Here is a 17,160-nt window from a genome sequence, read left to right on the forward strand (position 1 = left end):
CGCTGTCGGTGCCCGGAAGCGCCGCCACCGATACCTTCATTTTTCCAACTGCCCGAAGGTCACGTATGCGCGTCCGCGACTGGCAGGAAATCCTCGAAGACGTCGTCGAATCGGACGCCGAACCGAGCGGCTGGCGCGCCGTCGCCGGCGACCGCCGCGGCGGTGTCGGCGAGGACATGTTCCTCGGCCACCCGTCGGTCGGCGTGTTCCAACTCAAGACGTTCGCCAAGAACCCCTACGAGGTACAGGGTGTCGGGTCGCGGGTCGCTCGCAAAGTCGACGACGAGCTCGACCCGCTGTTCCCCGGGGAGGAAAGCGGCGGCCGTTTCGGCGTCAATCAGGCCTTCGAAGACACAGACGAGGCCACGGAACGGGCCAAAGAGCTCGAAACCGTCATCGAAACACACGCTGAGGCTCCGACGACCGGAGATGCACTGTTCGAGGACGTGATGGGCGCCCTCGACAGCCCAGCGTTCGGGCCGATGGAGTACGACATGTACGACCGGCCGGACGAACTCGATGACCTCACAGACACCTTCGAAGAGGCCGAAGAGGTGCTCTCGAAGGAGCTTGACGACCTCATTGAGGACGACAATGTCGGCCGCGGTTTCCACTGAGTCAGGCCTGTTCGATTTCGATACGCCATGTCCCGTCGGTTTGGGACGTATCGTAAATGAACCCCCGTTCTTCGAGCACGCCGTACAGCGGTTTCGGCTCGAAGCTGTTTATCAGCAGCAGCGTTTCGTCGGCTCCGAGTTCAGTAAGCGCCGCCATGATGTCGTCGAACGGTTCCCCCTCGATGTCCCGTACGTCAAGGACAGTTTCGGCAGCCGTGTCTGGTGCCATATTCGGTTTTCGGGGTGCCTCATCGGTTGGTGTTGTTCCGATTATGTTCGGCCGGGGAAACTGGGCGGTCCGCTGGTGAGGCTTTTGGGCAGGTCGAGGGGCTACGGAAAGGCGGGGCCGATGTTCGATACCGGCAGTCAGTCCGACTGCTCCGGCGACCCGGCTGCAGAGCCGGTGTCACTGACCAGCCCGCGAACACCGCCGGGGTTGTGACGGCGGACAACGAGGGTGATGTTAGCAACGAAGACGGCACCGCCGGCAAGGACCAGCAGGCTACCGAAAAAGCGCACCGACGACGGCACCGCGAGGCTATCAGCAATGACGAGGGCGACCACCCCACCCGAAAGGAGCGTGAAATCAACGACAGCGAGCCGGTCCGAGTAAAGGTCGTCTATCATCGGCACATCGGCAAGCCCCAACTGGCCGCTGTAGCGGTCAACCCAGATGAGAAAGGGCACGATGTGGTACAGCGTCCCGAAGACGACGAAGCCGACAACGCCGAACGCGAGCAAATAAAAGGTCCCCTCGGCCCCGTACAGCGTGCCGGCAGCGAGGGGGGCGACTGCCCACGCTGGCAGCGCGAGCAGCCCCCATATGACCATTGCCACGGCAACGACAGCGTACCGCGAGAGCATCGGCGTCTGGTCGACCTGTGTTTCGTAGAGCCGCCGGGCGACGACAAAACCGACGGCAATGATACAGCCGGCCACGAGAACGCCGCCAAGGCGGGCAAGCAGGACGGTTTCAAACAGCCGGCCGACGACAAGTGCGGTCACACCGACCGGGTAGGCGACCGTCTCGGCACGGCGGACGGTCGTGTCTATACCGTGGAGTTCGGTCTGTGTGGACATTGTCGCGAGTTGATATAAAGCACCCAGCACCGTCGCCAGCACGGCTCCGAAGACAGCGACGGAAGCGTGAGCCATCCGCACTGATTCGTGGGTGACCGGCAGACTGGTGAACACCGGGCGGCTGAAGCCCACTGCAAGCGGCAGCGCCAGCATGGTCACCGCCACGAAACAGCCGAGCGCGAACGCGAAATGTCGTTCGGTCACATCCCACGGACGAGCGGCGGCGAGCGTCCGGCCGATGTTATAGACAAACAGCCAGATACCGACTGCTAGCACGGTTCCGGTGGCGGCGAGCCACGCAACGGCTCCCGAAAACAGCGCGGCGACGAGGCCAGCAAGCCCGACAGTGACAAACAGCAGTTGCACGTTTGCCAACCGCCGCGAGTGGAGGTCAAGACCGGACCACACCGGGACGAACTGCGTCATTGCGCCGAGAATGGTGATACAGACCCACCCGACAAACAGCAGGTGAACGAACGCGACGTGTTCCATCCCGGCGAGTAGACCAAACTGTCCGGCGGCACCGGCGACTGTTCCAGCAAGCAAAAACACGAGCGCGACGACGAAGTGCTGCAGTGGGACCGCCATCGGCGGCCCGCGGTCGGCGTCGATAGCGTCCGGAATTGCGGCCATACTGTCGATTGGGCGTGTCGCCGTCTCCGTTCTCTGCCGAATATGTCCCGAGTCAGGCCTCGACGTCGACCCGGGTCACGTAGCCGCCGCAGCCACACTGGTCGACGAACGCCCAATCGATGGCGGTGTCGCTGTCTTCGAAAACGGTACGGAGATGGTCGAAGAGATACGTTGACGGATGGCCGTGGGCAGCGTGAGTGACGAGGGTAACATGAACACCCTCAATTATATTAGCGTTGGAAAAGCGCGACCACGAATATATCCTTGCTGACGGTGGGGAACGACGATACCGGTGGTCAGCGCCCGTCGTCGGTCCGCTTGCCGTCAGTGCAGTCCTGTTCGAGAGCCGCTGGGTCGCGGCCGTCAGGGTCGCCGTGGCCGCCGCCGCCGGGCGTGCGGACCGTCACGGTCGTGCCGGCTTCGACATCGACGGTTGTTTTTGCTGCCACCGGCTCGCCGTCAAGCAGGTTCTCGCCGGGTGCGCCGTCCCCGCCACCAGCAATGCCGCTCGGGGCGTGTCGGCGACGTTCTGTCAGCAACGAGACGGTTGCATCGGTCTCGACGGTCAGTGCCCGTTCGAGACCGAGACCGCCCCGGTGTTTTCCCCGGCCACCGCTGTCGGGTCGGAAGGCATACCGGTCGACCCGAAGGGGGTACTCCGTCTCGATGGATTCGACAGGCGTGTTGAGCGTGTTCGTCATCCCGACCTGCACGCCGTCCATTCCGTCTTTGTCGGGGCGACCGCCGAAGCCACCGCCGATGGTCTCATAATAGGTGAACGAGCCATCGCGTGCGCCGATTGTCAGGTTGTTCATCGTCCCCTGTCCAGCCGCCGGCACGCGCTCAGGGGCAGCCTCGGCAAACGCCGCAAAGACCACATCGGTCACCCGTTGGCTCGTCTCGACGTTGCCGCCGACGACAGCCGCGGGCGGCTCGGGGTCCAGAAGCGATTCGTCGGGGACCGAAACGGAAACCGGCTCATAACAGCCGTGGTTGGGCGGAATCTCGGGGTCGGTGACACAGCGGACGACGAAGTAAACGGCGCTTTTTGCCACCGCAAGCGGCGCGTTGAGGTTTCCAGCCAACTGGCCGTCGGTCCCGGAAAAGTCGAGTTCGACCGCTCCCCCGTCGACTGTCACTTCGACGGCAATATCGATGTCTTCGTCGGTGACGCCGTCGCCTTCGAGAACATCGGCCGCTTCGTAGGTGCCGTCCGGCAGCGACTCGATTTCGCGTTCCATCCGCTCTCTGGAGTAGTCGATGACGGCGTCGAAGCCCGCAAGCACCGTCCCGCGGCCGTGTTCCTCAAAGAGCGATTCGAGCCGCTCGGCGGCGCGTTCGTTGGCCGCAAGCTGTGCGCGAAGGTCGGCACGGCGCTCGCGGGCATTGCGGACGTTCGCGAGCACGAGCGACTGGACATCGTCGCGGATGTCGCCGTCCGCAACGAGCCTCGTCGGCGGCAGCCGCAGGCCCTCCTGATAGATTTCCCGCGCGCCCGCTGGCATGCTCCCGGGCGTCATTCCGCCAACGTCGGCGTGGTGTGCCCGCGAAACGGCGTAGCCGACGATGTCACCGTCGGGGGCAAGCGGCGAGACCATCGTCACGTCCGGCAGGTGGGTCCCGCCGGTGAATGGGTCGTTGAGCACGAAGACATCACCGGGCTGTGGGTCGTGGTCCAGTACCGCCGCAACCGCCGCCGGCATCGCGCCGAGGTGGACGGGGATGTGCTCGGCCTGTGCGACCATCCGGCCTTCGGCGTCGAAAAGCGCCGTCGAGCAGTCGCGGCGTTCCTTGATGTTCGGGGAGTAGGCTCCCCGGATGAGCGTCTGTCCCATCTCCTCGGCGATGCTCTCAAGCTGGTTCCGAAGTACCTCCAAGGTCACGGGGTCGACATCGGCGTCAGCTTCAGCGTCGGACATCAGTTCTCACCCCCTTCGTGTGTCATCACGAGCGTCCCGTCTTCAAGCACGTCGCCGGCCCACGTCGGCGGGACGACAGTGGTGCTTTCGGCCTGTTCGAGGACCGCCGGCCCGGAGATAGTCGTCCCCGGTTCGAGCCGGTCGCGGTCGTAGATGGTCGTCTCTCTTGTGCCGAATCCGGGGAAGTGGGCTTGCCGGCTGCCGACGAGCGGGTCACCCGCCCCTTCGTGGCGGACGGTCGGTTCAGTTCCCGGTCGTGTCGCTGTCGCCCGGAGGTTGACAACCGATATCTCCTCATCCATCGCGTAGCCGTAGGCCCGCTCGTGGGCGTCGTGGAACCGCTCTTCGACCGCGGTGGCGTCGAACGTCTCGTCGACCGGGACGGTCAGCTCGAAGCTCTGACCGTTATACCGGCAGTCGGCGGCGCGTTCGACGACAGCCTCGTCGGGGTCGGAGGCATCCGCAAGGACATCCTCGATAAGACCGTCATAGACCGTCTCGATGCGGGAGGGGTCGGCGGTCGCGAGGTCGACCCCGACAGTTCGAACCGCATCGTAGCTCTCGTCGGCCGCCAACAGCCCGTACGCCGAGAGCACGCCACCGGGTCGCGGGACGACCACGCGGTCGATATCGAGCGACTCGGCCAGCGAGGCGGCATGCATCGGCCCCGCACCGCCGAACGCCACGAGCGCGAACGACCGCGGGTCGTGGCCGCGTTCGACTGTCACCGAGCGGATTGTCCGCGTCATCGTCGCGTTAGCGACGCGGTAGACGCCCTGTGCAGCCTCCAGCGCACCATCCAGCCCGGCCTCGTCTGCCAGCCGTTCGAGCGCGTCGTGGGCGGCCGCAACGTCGAGCGTCATCTCGCCGCCGAGCTCCGTCTCGGGGCCGATGTAGCCGAGAACGACGTTCGCGTCGGTGACTGTCGGCTTCGTTCCGCCACGGCCGTAACAGGCAGGGCCGGGCTGTGCGCCCGACGATTGCGGCCCCACCCGGAGTGCGCCGCCGGCGTCGACCCACGCTACCGAGCCGCCGCCCGCGCCGACGGTGTTGACATCGACCATCGGCGTTCGAATCGGCACGCCGGCGATTTCTGAGTCGGTCGTCCGTTCAGCTTCGCCGTCTCGAACAAGGCTGACATCGCTGGACGTCCCGCCCATATCAAAGGTGACAAGCCCGGTAACGTCGCTGTCGTCGACCGTCGCCGCCGCCCCGACGACGCCGGCTGCTGGCCCGGACATCGTCGTTGTTACGGCGTGTTCCTGTACCGTCTCCGGGTCAGCGATACCGCCGTTGGCTTGCATAATCCGGGGGGCTGGAACACCAGCATCGGCGGCCTCGTCGACAAGGCGGCCGATGTAGCCCTCGATTGCCGGCCGGACGTAGGCATCAGCGGCCGTCGTCGAGGTGCGTTCGAACTCTCGGAACTCCGCCAACACCTCGTGGGAGGCCGACACCGGCACATCAAGCTCGTCGCGGAGCGTCTCGGCGACGACCTGCTCGTTTGTCGGGTCGGCGTAGGCGTGCAGCAGACAGACGGCGACGCTCTCGACATCGCGGTCACGCAGTGTCGCCGCGAGGTCGCGGACATCGTCGGGGTCGACCGTACGCTCGATGCCATCCGGCGTCGTCCGTTCGTCGACCTCGAACCGCCGCCGTCGCGGAACGAGCGGGGCCGGCTTCTCGGCATCGAGGTCATACAGGTCGGGTCGGTCCTGCCGGCCGATTTCGAGCACGTCTCTAAATCCCGCCGTCGTCACGAGCGCGGTCTCAGCACCGTCCCGTTCGAGCAATGCGTTGACCGAAACCGTCATTGCGTGGGCGAAGGCGTCGAGCTCGCTCGGGTCGATGCCGGCCCGCTCGCAGGCCTTCTCGATGCCGTCGAGAACGCCGACGCTTTGGTTGTCGGTCGTCGGCACCTTCGCGGTGACGAGGGCATCATCGACCGAGAGCACGACATCGGTGAACGTCCCGCCGACGTCGACGCCGATTCGCGTCTCGGTGGACTGTTCGTCTGTCCGATGGGTGGGTGAGTCAGCCATATTAGAGCACGAGTACGTCGTAGAGCGTTTGCAGACCGATGCCAACGACAACGAGGGTGACAAGCCCGCCGAGGATATTCTGCAGCCGACTGTTCGTGTACTCGCCGAGCAGGTCATCGTTGTTCATCGCGTAGATGAGGAAGACCGCCAGTATGGGCAGCAGGAGGCCGTTGGCAACCTGTGCGAAGACAATGACGCTGACCGGGTTGAGGTCCATCGCCGAGCCGACGATGCCGACGCCGAGAATCGTCATCCAGATGGCGCGGAACCGCATCGAGGTGAGGTCCCGCTCCCAACCGAGTGCGCCAGCAGTCGCGTACGCACCGGCGAGCGGAGCGCTCATCGCACTGGTGAAGCCGGCTGCGAACAACCCCACAGCGAAGAACGTGAGCGCGTACCCGCCAAAGACCGGCTCGAGTTGGTTTGCCATTTCGCCGACATCGTCGATTTCGGTTCCTGGCGGAAACACCGCGGCGGCGGTGACAACGATTGCCGTCGTAATAATTCCGCCGACAGCAACCATCGCAATGGTGTCTGTTCGACACTCCGCGAGGTCGCTTTTATCATCCCAACGTTCCTGAACGGTGCTCGCATGCAGGAAGAGGTTGTAGCCGACGACGGTCGTGCCGATAAGCCCGACGATGAGATAGGCCGACCCATCCGGAATCGTCGGCACCAACCCACCGCCAAGCGCCCCGAGGTCGGGGCGGACGATGATGGCATTGAGGATGAACGCGACGCCCATCACAGCAACGAGAGCAATAAAGACGCGTTCGATGAGCTTGTAGTTGCCACTCCACAGCAGAGCGGCCGCGACGAGGCCGATAGCCGGCCCCCAGACGTTCTCGCTAACGCCGGTAATCGTCGCCAGCCCGGCCGCACCACCGACGATGTTGCCGGTCTGGAACGCGGCGGTGCCGATACCGATGGCACTCACCACAAGTCCAACAGTCGCCCACTTTGCCAGCGGGTTTGAGAACTCGTTTCGAAGCGCCTCGCCGAGTCCGTCCCGAGTTATCAGGCCGAGACGCGCGCTCATCTCCTGTAACACCATCGTCGCAAGAATCGAGAACGCGATGGTCCACACGAGGAGATACGCGTACTCCGCGCCGATGACGCTTGCCGTCGTGACCGTACCGGGACCGACAAACGCCGCTGCGACCAGCGCTCCCGGTCCGATGGCCTTCAATCGTGCTAACAGCCCCATGTTCGATATCTACTCACAACCCCCGCCGAAATGCCCAAAAGTATTGTTGAGAGTTGTTCATACAGCTATCAATCGATATGCTATGGCACACATCTGCTTATGAATCAGTATGAACGCTGCTGTGGGGGAACGCGACTGGCGCGCTCAGGTTTCCCGCTCGGTAACAATGAGCTTCGAGACGCCGCGTTCGGTCTCGATGTCACCCGGTAAATCCGTCGTGCTTCGCTCAATGAACCGGGTCATGAACCACTGAATGGCCTCGGACGGAAAGACGGCATGGTAGACGCCGTCGTCCTCGTGGCGGACATCGAGAAAGCCGCAGAACGACAACCACTCAAGCAGTTCGCCGACTGACTCAAACCGGGAGGCGTACTCGCTTGCATGGTAGTCTGAGACACGGTCGGCAGCAGCGACGAACTCCGCGTCGGGGTCGCCGCCGGCATAAAGGTGTTCAAGAAAGGCATGGAGGAAGTCGATATCCAACAGGACGTGTTCGCCGGACGAAAGCATCCGGTAGTACTGTTCGAGCGCGTCGCTTTGGCGGCCGGTTGCGGCCTCGTAGTTGGCTGCATAAAACGAGAGGGCACGGCGGACGATTTCGCTTTGACCAGCACCGGTCTCGTCGTCAAGTTGTTCGAGAGCCGCTGCCGTGTCGTCGTCGAGCGATACGGTGACCCGCCGCGTCATGAGCGGAGGGAGGCGCTACGGACGGGTATACTTCACGCCTCTAGGCGGTCAAAACCGGAAGGTCATCAAAAGCGCCTTGGCGGCGGTGTCAGTCGCCGCTGGTCCGGTTTGGAGTCTCGGGTCTTGATGGTGACTCCGAGTCGTCGTCATCGGAGCCGCGAACGTCTGGAGCGACAGCCCACGCGAGGAGCGCCGCGACTGCAAACAGCGCCAGCAGGACGGTCTGCAGCACTGTGAGGTCGATGCCGACCCACACGAGTGCGGTCCGGAGTTCGACGATTACCGGGACCAAAAACGCAATCGCCACCAGCAGACCGGCCCGACTGACCCGCATCAGTGTGTCACCCCGACGACGGTGTCAGCGGCTGTCTGGGCGATAACCTGCAATGTCTCGACGACCATCGGGTAGGTTCCGACACCCGGGCCGAAGACGCCGCCGCGGCTGATGATGGAAGCCAGCGGAAGCGCGTACGCCAGGATGACGAGGATGACCGCGATGGCGGTCCACAGCTTCAGGTTGTCGAGAACTTTCGGCGAGTCCTCGGGACCGGAGAGCGTGTCGGCGTACTCGTTTGCCGGTAGCGTCCCGGGTTCTGCCTTGTCGCCGAGAACAGTCATGACGACAACGAGGACGAACAGCAGCGTCGAAACGAACAGCAGGATACCGCCGAGGATGACCTGCGCGTTGAGTTCGCCAAGTGAACCGGCTGCCATTTCGAACTCGAAGTTCCGGTATTGGGGTTCTGCGGTCCGTCGCGGCATGCCGGCCAGCCCGGAGCGGTGCATCGCGTTCGACATGAACGTCATGCCGACAAACCAGAGGACGACCTGAGCGAGCGCGACCGATTTGCCCCAGAGCTTCTTGCCGGTCACCTGTGGGAGGAACCAGTAGGAGACAGCCATGATGGTCAGCGCGACGGCAGTACCGACGGTCAGGTGGAAGTGACCGACGACCCACCACGTGTTGTGGACGAGGTAGTTGATGTTCATCCCGGCGTTGACCATCCCGGAGAACGCGGCGGCGGCGAACATCAGCCCGGCAAGCGCCATGCCGGTAAAGACCGGGTCACGCCACGGGAGCGCTCGGAGCCAGCCGAAGTAGCCCGAGCCACCGCGCTGGCGGGCCCCATGCTCCATACTGGCGACGACGGTAAACGCCGTCAGTAAGCTCGGCAACAGCAGGAACATGGTGTTGACCATCGCCATGAATTTGAACCCTTCCGCAATGCCGGGGTCGAGGTACTGGTGGTGAATACCAGTCGGCGTCGAAAGCACCAAGAACAGCACGAAGACCACGCGAGCAAGCGGGTCACTGAACAGCTTGCCGCCGGAGATCTTCGGCAGCATGATGTACCACATCATGTAGGCCGGCATCAGCCAGAAGTAGACGACTGCGTGGCCGAAATACCAGAACAGCGTTCGAGTCAGGAGCGCGTTCACTTGGTCGATGATGCCAACCGACCACGGCAACAGAAACAGGAGAACGGATGCGGCGACACCGAGGCTGGAGAGATACCAGAATATCATCGTCGTCAAAACCATAAAGGTCGGCAGCGGAATCCGCTCGCCGGGGTTGTCCTGCTTCCAGCTCCACCATGTCGTGAACCAATCAACGCCGGCAAGCCATGTGCCGACGATGAAAATCGCGAGCCCGAGGTAGAACAGCGGGTGTGCCTGCATCGGCGCGTAGAACGTAAACAGGACGCCGGCGCTCATCTCTACGGAATCGATGAGGCCACCGATCATCGGGAGGGCCGCCAACACGGTCCCAACGACCATCAGGCCATACCACGCCTGCGTGAACCTGATATTTCCGAGGCTCCTATCGAGGCTGGTCGTGATGGCCCACGTGAAGATGCCCACAAGGAAGAAGATGGTAAACGTTATTACAAGCAACACGCCGTGGAGCGTCAGCACGTCGTAATACTTAGCGGAGTCGATGAATCGGACGATGTCGGTTCGGTGGAGTACCTGTACAAGCCCTAGCGCTGCGCCAACAGCGAGGGCAGCAAACGAGCTGAAAAACGCTAGCCGAACGATGCGTGCTTCTTCGGGGAACTGCTCAATGTACGTGCTCATTCGTCGTCCTCCAGTTCGAATTCGTCTTCAGGAACGACGGTCATCAGCGCCTCCATGTCGTGGTGGCCCGGGCCACAGTACTCGTTACAGAGGATGCCGTATTCCGTTGGCTCGTCGACATCCGGCATCTCGACGGTCAGCGAGGCGACTTCGCCGGGGATGACCATCGTGTTCGCGTTTGTACCAACGACGCTGAAGCTGTGTATCACGTCTTCGCTCGTGACGTGGAACGTTACTTCGCTGTCAGCGGGCACCTCGAAATCGCCCGGGAAATACGCATACTGCACAGCGATGATATGGACCTCGTATTCGTTTTCGCCGACTTGCTCGACGCCAGGGTCAGCAAAGCCCGGATGTTCGTCAAGGTTGTCGGGGTTGACGGTGTCTTGCTCGTCGTCGACCATCGCGATACCGATGCCCACCGAACCGTAGGTGATTGTCGCGATGAAGCCAACGATGAGAACCATCGCCGCGGCCAGCCAGAACTTCTCGTAGGTGTGGATGTTCACAACACCACCCCCACGACGGTCATCTCGTTGCCGAGGAACTCAACGAAATACGTGAATATCCACAGCCCCGCGATGAGCAGGAAGTATATCGCGATGAGCGCGAGCGTTCCCTTGGGGTCGTACTCGTCGTGTCCGATTTCTCGTTCTACGTCCGTACCCATATACGGGGATTATAGCGAGGTGTTTTATTTGTTAACCCCCTCTTTCCAGCGCACTGAGACAGGGCCAACGTTTTATGGGTCACTACTCCCAAGTCGCCTGCATGCCAATCGACGCGCTTTCGCCACGTCAAGCCGCCGCCGTCGGCGCGCTGGCGCTCATTCCGGTCGCGCTGTACGGGTATACGCTTTCGGCGACTGCAGCAGCGTTCTCGACCGTCAACGTGCTATTGACGCTTGCCGTGCTGTACATAGCGATGTCACCAGTTGAGGGCGGCCATCACGGCGACAGCGGAGCGGCCGTCTAGGTGATGCAGGCGGTGGCGCTGCCGCTCGCCTCGGTTCTCGCGCAGGCTCATGACCACTCGACGACGCTGCCGACCGAACACGTCGACCTGCTGGTGTTTCTGGTCATCGGCCTGCTCGCCGGGGCACACTGTCTCGGAATGTGTGGTCCGCTCGTGACCGCCTACGCCGACCGGTTCAATCCGCAGGCGGGAACGCGACGCGCGAACGCGCTAACGTTATACGAAGTCCGACAGCATGCCCTGTTCAATCTCGGGCGGGCAGGGAGCTACGCCCTCATCGGGGGACTGTTCGGTCTCATCGGAGCGCTCGCTTTCGCCTCGACGGACGCTGTCACCGCGGTCGGGGACTCAGTCAGAGGCGGTGTCGGGCTACTTGTCGGTATCGCCATCGTCGCCAGCGGCCTCTACTACCTCAGGGGCCAGTCCGGCGTGCCACACGGCGTTCCCGTTATCGGGACGTTCTTCGGATGGGTTTCGGGGCTGCTCACAAGCCGTATCGACCGGCTCGCGAACTCGCCGGGCATCCTCGGGCTCGGAGCGCTGCACGGACTGTTGCCGTGCCCGATTATCTATCCCGCCTATCTGTACGCGTTTGCGCTCGGTGACCCGGTCCGCGGTGCGCTCTCGCTTGCCGTACTCGGCCTCGGAACGATACCGACCCTCTTTGTCTACGGCACGGCGCTGGGCTCGCTCAGCACCTCAAGCAGGGTTCGCCTCCACCGGCTGCTCGGCGTGGCGTTCATCGTCCTGGGGTACATACCGATTCAGCACGGGCTGATGCTCGCCTTCGGCATTCACCTTCCACACCCCCCGATACCGTTCTACCAGCCGCTCTAACAGACTATGTCAGACCCCGACTTCGACTTCGACTCCGACCCCGCCCTCGACACCGACGACACCTGTCGGCTCTGTGACCTCCCGCTCCCCGCGTCGCCAGTTGCTGGTGCCGACACCGAAGGGGAGTTCTGCTGTCGGGGCTGTCTGGAGGTCCAGCGGTCACTCGGCGACCTCGACCAGGAGGCCGCGGCAGCGGTCCGGAACCGAGTCGGCGGGGACGCCCCCGACGAGAGCGACGACCGTGGCGAGGCCGCCTTTTTCGCCGTCGACGGAATGCACTGTACCACCTGTGAAGCATTCCTCGAAGGGCGGGCCGAGGCCCTCGACGGCGTCTACAGCGTCGAGGCAAGCTATGCGACCGACACTGTCCGGGTTAACTACGACCCGGAAGCGGTCGACGAGTCAGCGCTTCCCGAACAGCTCTCCGGCTACGGCTACGAGGCCGGCGAGCGGGCGGACGGACGGCACGGCGACGAGACCAACGCGGTCGCGAAGTTCCTCGCCGGTGGCGGCTTCTTCGGGATGATGGTGATGATGTGGTATGTCCTCTTTTTGTATCCGACATACTTCGGCTACGACCCGGTTGTCGACCTCGATGGATACGTCGGCCTGTACGTCTTCGCCAATATCTGGCTAATGACGTCGTTTGTCCTGTTCTACACCGGCTGGCCGATTATCCGCGGCGCGTACGTCAGCCTCAGAGCCGGCGCGCCGAACATGGACCTGCTGGTGACGCTTGCGGCCTGCAGTGCCTACGCCTACAGCACGCTCGCGATGCTCGTCGGGCGTACGGACCTGTACTTCGACGTCTCCGTCGCCGTCATCCTCGTGGTGACGGCTGGGGGCTACTACGAGAGCCGCATCAAGCAGCGGGCAGTCGGGCTGCTGTCGGAGTTGACCGAACAGCAGGTCGACAAAGCCCGCCGTGAGAACGGCGAGACCGTCCCTGTCTCGGAGGTGGCGGCCGGCGACCGGCTGCTCGTCCGACCGGGCGAGCGGGTCCCGCTCGACGCTGAAGTCGTCGAGGGGTCAGCCGCCGTCGACGAGTCGCTCATCACCGGCGAGTCCCACCCCGTGACGAAACGGCCGGGCGACGGCGTTGCAGGGGGTACCGTCGTCACCGACGCCCCGCTCGTTGTTGCGGTCGACGAGGGGGCCGAGAGTACGCTGGACCGACTTGTTGAGCTGCTGTGGTCGATACAGAGCCGCTCCCCGGGCGTCCAGCGGCTCGCCGACCGACTGGCGACGATTTTCGTCCCGCTCGTCATCGTGGTCGCGACGGTCATCACTGCGTGGATGCTCGTCGCTGGCAACCCTGTCACGGCCGCCCTCTTGGTCGGATTGACCGTTCTTATCGTTTCCTGTCCGTGCGCGCTCGGGTTGGCGACGCCGCTGGCTATCGCCTCCGGTGTCGGCGCTGCCACCGAGCGTGGTATCGTGGTCGCCACCGAGACCGTCTTTGAGGAAGCGGCAGACATCGAAACGGTCGTCCTCGACAAGACCGGCACGCTCACGCAGGGGTCGATGGCGGTTACGGACGTCCACGCGGACGACGCCGAACCCGTCGTCGAGCGGGCTGCGGCCGTCGAAGCACTCTCCGAGCACCCCATCGCCGAAGCTATCGTCGAATACGATGCAGCCGGAGATATGGCGGCCGATGGTGGTGTTGTCGAAGAATCACCGACCGACTCCGGTAGCGACCGGTCCGCCGACGCAGCCATCGCTGACGCCGACGGCTTCGAACGGCACTCCCGCGGTGTCGTCGCGCCCGTGGACGACGAGACGGTCGTCGTCGGCCACCCCGATTTGCTACGGCACAACGGCCTGTCGGTCGAGGAACGGTATTCCGACCACATCGAGGCGACCAGAGCCAACGGTGACGTACCGGTGGCAGTCGGCTGGGGCGGCCGCTGCCGCGGCGTCATCGTCGTCGGGGACACACCACGCCCAGAGTGGCGTGAAGCCGTCGAGTCGCTGTCACGCAACCGGTCGGTTGTCGTCCTTACCGGCGATGAGGGGGCTGCCGCAGACCGATTCCGTTCTGTTGACGGCGTTGACGAGGTGTTCGCCGGGGTGCCCCCCGAGGCGAAAGCCGAAACCGTTCGCCGGCTTCGCGGCGACGGCTCCGTGGCAATGGTCGGCGACGGCAGCAACGACGCGCCGGCGCTCGCAGCGGCCGACCTCGGTATCGCGCTCGCCAGCGGCACGAAGCTAGCGACTGACGCCGCCGACGCCGTCATTGTCCGTGATGACCTCCACGCCATCGAGGAGACGTTCCACATCGCCGAGCGGACGAACAGCCGCATCCGACAGAACCTCGGCTGGGCGTTCGTCTACAACGGGCTGGCGATTCCGATGGCTGTTACCGGCGTTCTCAACCCGCTACTTGCGGCCGCCGCCATGGCGCTTTCGAGCACGCTTGTGGTGTCGAACTCGGTTCGGTCGCTCGTCGACTACGAGTAGCCGCGTTCGTCAAAACGGCGTTTCCGGACCATCGTCATCGTCTCGCTCGGGAACGGGTCCGTTGGGGCCGCCCACCGCCGGACCGGCAGCGGCTGTATTGTCCGTCGGTTCCGATGTCCCGTCGCCGGCAGGCACCTCGCCCGTTTCGAGAAACTCCGCTTCGAGCGATTCGAGCTTCTGGTTTACAGCCTCGATTTGGTGGTGGCTTGACACAACGCGTACCCGCACAAGGTCGTAGCCGTGGTGGTCGTCAAGGCCGTTCCAAGCCCGAAACGAGCCGACGGTGAGCGTATCCGTCTGCGGACAGAAATCGGTCGTCGGCGTGAACTCCGCCCGCAGGACCGTCTCGTCGTCGGCTTCGACGGCGTATCGATAGCCGGCACCAGGATGGCGGGTATCGAGATTCAGCCGCGCGAGGTTGTATCCGAAGGTCATGTCGTACACTGTCCGTTCCTCGAACACCGTCTCGGTCACGTCATGAAACGCCACGTGTCGGTCGCCGGTCAGCACGTCGTGGGCGTCGAGAAACGGTCCCGGCTCCGGCAGGTGCTCCGGGACGAACTCGTCTTCGCTGTCGAAGGTCGATTCGTCGCTACCGCCGAACGGGGACGGGAAGCCAGCCATACTGAGACGTTTCGGTCCGAGCTCGCTACCGATATTGCCGAACGTATTCGGGAGGACGCCGATGCCGTTTCACTCACTCCGTGGAGCAAGCACAATGAGCGCGGTGCTTTCCTCGAGGGCCGTCGGAGATATCTCGCGTTCGCCTTCGAAACGGGCGACATCGCCCGCTGCCAGCGTATGCGTCTCGTCGTCGAGCGCCAGTTCGAGCCGTCCGTCGAGCAGGTGGAGTACGATATTCCCGTCCCGGATGTGTATGCTCCGGAACGGACTCGTCGGCCGCCAGATGCAGCCTGATTGTTTTCGGCTCCGCGTCCGGGAAGACGTTGGTGTGCGGCTGTCCCTCTATGTCATCGAGCGTTTGGACTGTCGGCATTGTTCTGCATTGCCCTGTCCGGCCGAACTCGAAAAGCGTTGTCCCGAACGCGGACGGCGGCAGGGTTCGGCCGCTCGTGGATGAAATTGACCACTATAACTTAATGCGATGGCCGCGTAGCCGGCAGTTGTCATGACCCACATCGTACTGGTTATCGACGACGACGAGGAGCGGGCGCGGACGGCAGCCGAGCAGGTCACTGACCTCGACTGGGACACGGATGCGCTGGATGTGACGGTCCTGCACGTGTTCACTGACAACGTCGAGGGGGCGACGATAAGCCAGTTCGGCCCGGCCCGGGAGGCCCGTGACGTACTGGAGGCGGCGGGTGTCGACGTGACGCTGGCGGAGACGAGCGGCGACCCTGCGGACAAGATTGTCACGTACGCTGCCGACGAGGACGCGGATGTTATCTGTCTGTCGGGCCGCAAGCGGTCGCCGGCCGGCAAGGCAGTGTTCGGCAGCGTCTCCCAGTCGGTGATGCTGAACAGCGACCGCCCGGTGCTGTTCTGCCCGCCGGAGTAGTACGCTAGTTCAGGCGTCCTGACAGCGGTCCTCGATATACTTGCCGAGGTGGTTGTCCATCCGGCGCTTGAAGCCGGCCTGTCGGGCAAGCCGGTCGAACTCCCGGGCGAGGAGGCTCCCGTACTGGAGCGCCTTCTTTTCGCGGTCGCGGATGTCAGCCGGCACGCCGCCGTCGGGGACGGTTTCGGCCGCACGGCGGAGAGCCACCTTCCGGGTATCACCCGCGACGAGTAGCTCGGCCGGAAGCCGGAGCGCTGCCGAAACCACGCCATCACACAGCAGCGGCGTCACGGGCTCGATGCCCGCGGCCCGCACTGCCAGCACGTCCCGTTCGAGCTGTGACGGCAGTGACCCGACGACCTCCCGGCGTGCGCCACGAACGGTGTCGGCGTCGACGCGGGGGTCCGCAGGGGCTTTCGCCACTTTCGCGTAGCCGCCGAACAGCTCGTCGGCCCCCTGTCCGAGCGCGAGCCGGTCGTGGCCGTCCTCAGCGACCGCCTCGGCGATGAGATACAGCGACAGCGCAAGCTGGACATCCATGGGGTTCGAGCGCCCGGTCGCCTCGACGACCGTCGGCGTCGCCCGTTCGAGGTCGGCGTGAGTGAATTCGACAACCCGGACCCGCCGGTCGAGCAGGTCGGCCGCCGAACGGGCTGCCGTAATGTCGTGGCTGCCCTCGAAGCCGCCAACGTACAGCGGGCCGTCGAGGCCGGCCGCGAGCAGCGACGAATCAATGCCGCCGGAAAAGGCGACCGCTGGCGCGCCGTCGACGCTGTCGATTGCGGCGTCGATAGCGTCGGCGACTGCCGAAACGGCACGGTCGGTATCCGCGACCGGCTCCGGGTCGGGGAGCGACCACACCTGTCTGTCGCCGTCGGCGGTCCGGATACAGCCGGCGGGGACCGGCTCCGGCTCGGAGAGGTCGGTTGGGTCAGGGCTCCACGCTGAGGGAGTCTCGGGCTCGGTAAAGGCCGGATAGCGGCCGAGGACATCCCGGACGACGCCCCCATCGAGTTCACCAGCGAACCCGCAGGTCCCAGCCAGCGGGGCTTTTGTTTCGAGGCACTCGCGGACGGCCTCGACAGCCGTCCCCTGCATC

Annotated in this window: 17 protein-coding genes and 1 pseudogene; 5 read left to right on the forward strand and 13 right to left on the reverse strand. The window is 64.1% G+C overall.

Features of this window, described 5'->3' with window-relative positions:
• Positions 1–65: 65 nt before the first annotated feature.
• Positions 66–617, forward strand: coding sequence for a hypothetical protein (locus NP_RS07280; RefSeq protein WP_011323188.1), 552 nt, complete (start codon positions 66–68; stop codon positions 615–617).
• A gap of 1 nt (position 618) precedes the next feature.
• Here the strand turns inward: NP_RS07280 and NP_RS07285 are convergent, their stop codons facing one another.
• The 11 genes and pseudogenes from NP_RS07285 to NP_RS07330 form a co-directional block, all read right to left on the reverse strand.
• On the reverse strand, positions 619–846 hold the full coding sequence (locus NP_RS07285) for a DUF2249 domain-containing protein (RefSeq protein ID WP_011323189.1): 228 nt from the start codon (positions 844–846) through the stop codon (positions 619–621).
• A 137-nt stretch (positions 847–983) separates the two neighbouring features.
• The gene (locus tag NP_RS07290; RefSeq protein ID WP_011323190.1) at positions 984–2,330 is read right to left on the reverse strand and encodes a heme-copper oxidase family protein; all 1,347 of its coding nucleotides are present in this window, start codon (positions 2,328–2,330) and stop codon (positions 984–986) included.
• Positions 2,331–2,382: 52 nt separating this feature from the next.
• Complete coding sequence (locus tag NP_RS15215; protein WP_455429677.1) at positions 2,383–2,697, reverse strand: CGCGG family putative rSAM-modified RiPP protein; 315 nt, start codon at positions 2,695–2,697, stop codon at positions 2,383–2,385.
• Positions 2,627–4,249: a hydantoinase B/oxoprolinase family protein gene (locus NP_RS07295; RefSeq protein ID WP_011323191.1), complete on the reverse strand. Its 1,623-nt coding sequence runs from the start codon at positions 4,247–4,249 to the stop codon at positions 2,627–2,629. The genes NP_RS15215 and NP_RS07295 overlap by 71 nt, the downstream gene beginning before the upstream one ends.
• Positions 4,249–6,291 (reverse strand): hydantoinase/oxoprolinase family protein, encoded by a 2,043-nt coding sequence (locus tag NP_RS07300; protein WP_011323192.1) that lies wholly within the window; start codon positions 6,289–6,291, stop codon positions 4,249–4,251. The genes NP_RS07295 and NP_RS07300 overlap by 1 nt, the downstream gene beginning before the upstream one ends.
• A 1-nt stretch (position 6,292) precedes the next feature.
• Complete coding sequence (locus NP_RS07305; protein ID WP_011323193.1) at positions 6,293–7,498, reverse strand: Nramp family divalent metal transporter; 1,206 nt, start codon at positions 7,496–7,498, stop codon at positions 6,293–6,295.
• Between the two features lie 144 nt (positions 7,499–7,642).
• On the reverse strand, positions 7,643–8,185 hold the full coding sequence (locus NP_RS07310; protein ID WP_011323194.1) for a ribbon-helix-helix protein, CopG family: 543 nt from the start codon (positions 8,183–8,185) through the stop codon (positions 7,643–7,645).
• An 88-nt stretch (positions 8,186–8,273) separates the two neighbouring features.
• The gene (locus NP_RS07315; protein ID WP_011323195.1) at positions 8,274–8,519 is read right to left on the reverse strand and encodes a hypothetical protein; all 246 of its coding nucleotides are present in this window, start codon (positions 8,517–8,519) and stop codon (positions 8,274–8,276) included.
• Positions 8,519–10,264, reverse strand: a complete 1,746-nt coding sequence (locus NP_RS07320; protein ID WP_011323196.1) for a b(o/a)3-type cytochrome-c oxidase subunit 1 — start codon at positions 10,262–10,264, stop codon at positions 8,519–8,521. Before NP_RS07320 ends, NP_RS07315 begins: the two co-directional genes overlap by 1 nt.
• Before the next feature lie 5 nt (positions 10,265–10,269).
• Positions 10,270–10,773: pseudogene (locus tag NP_RS07325) on the reverse strand (cytochrome c oxidase subunit II); the annotation flags it as partial.
• Positions 10,770–10,934, reverse strand: a complete 165-nt coding sequence (locus NP_RS07330) for a cytochrome oxidase (RefSeq protein ID WP_011323198.1) — start codon at positions 10,932–10,934, stop codon at positions 10,770–10,772. The pseudogene NP_RS07325 and the gene NP_RS07330, both read right to left, overlap by 4 nt.
• A 101-nt stretch (positions 10,935–11,035) precedes the next feature.
• On the opposite strand from NP_RS07330, the gene NP_RS07335 reads away from it, so the two are divergent.
• From NP_RS07335 to NP_RS07345, 3 genes are read left to right on the forward strand one after another with little or no spacing between them, the layout of a single operon-like run.
• Positions 11,036–11,239, forward strand: coding sequence for a hypothetical protein (locus tag NP_RS07335; protein WP_011323199.1), 204 nt, complete (start codon positions 11,036–11,038; stop codon positions 11,237–11,239).
• Between the two features lie 3 nt (positions 11,240–11,242).
• Positions 11,243–12,076: a sulfite exporter TauE/SafE family protein gene (locus NP_RS07340; RefSeq protein ID WP_011323200.1), complete on the forward strand. Its 834-nt coding sequence runs from the start codon at positions 11,243–11,245 to the stop codon at positions 12,074–12,076.
• 6 nt (positions 12,077–12,082) lie between these two features.
• Complete coding sequence (locus NP_RS07345) at positions 12,083–14,539, forward strand: heavy metal translocating P-type ATPase (RefSeq protein WP_011323201.1); 2,457 nt, start codon at positions 12,083–12,085, stop codon at positions 14,537–14,539.
• 9 nt (positions 14,540–14,548) lie between these two features.
• Here the strand turns inward: NP_RS07345 and NP_RS07350 are convergent, their stop codons facing one another.
• Positions 14,549–15,163, reverse strand: coding sequence for a hypothetical protein (locus tag NP_RS07350; RefSeq protein ID WP_011323202.1), 615 nt, complete (start codon positions 15,161–15,163; stop codon positions 14,549–14,551).
• Between the two features lie 505 nt (positions 15,164–15,668).
• On the opposite strand from NP_RS07350, the gene NP_RS07360 reads away from it, so the two are divergent.
• Entirely contained in the window at positions 15,669–16,061 is a 393-nt protein-coding gene (locus tag NP_RS07360) for a universal stress protein (RefSeq protein WP_011323203.1), read from the forward strand.
• Between the two features lie 9 nt (positions 16,062–16,070).
• On the opposite strand, the gene NP_RS07365 is transcribed toward NP_RS07360, so the two are convergent.
• Complete coding sequence (locus NP_RS07365; protein ID WP_011323204.1) at positions 16,071–17,159, reverse strand: asparagine synthase C-terminal domain-containing protein; 1,089 nt, start codon at positions 17,157–17,159, stop codon at positions 16,071–16,073.
• Between the last annotated feature and the right edge of the window lies 1 nt (position 17,160).

Origin of the sequence: Natronomonas pharaonis DSM 2160, from assembly GCF_000026045.1 — an archaeon.
GTDB lineage: Archaea > Halobacteriota > Halobacteria > Halobacteriales > Haloarculaceae > Natronomonas > Natronomonas pharaonis.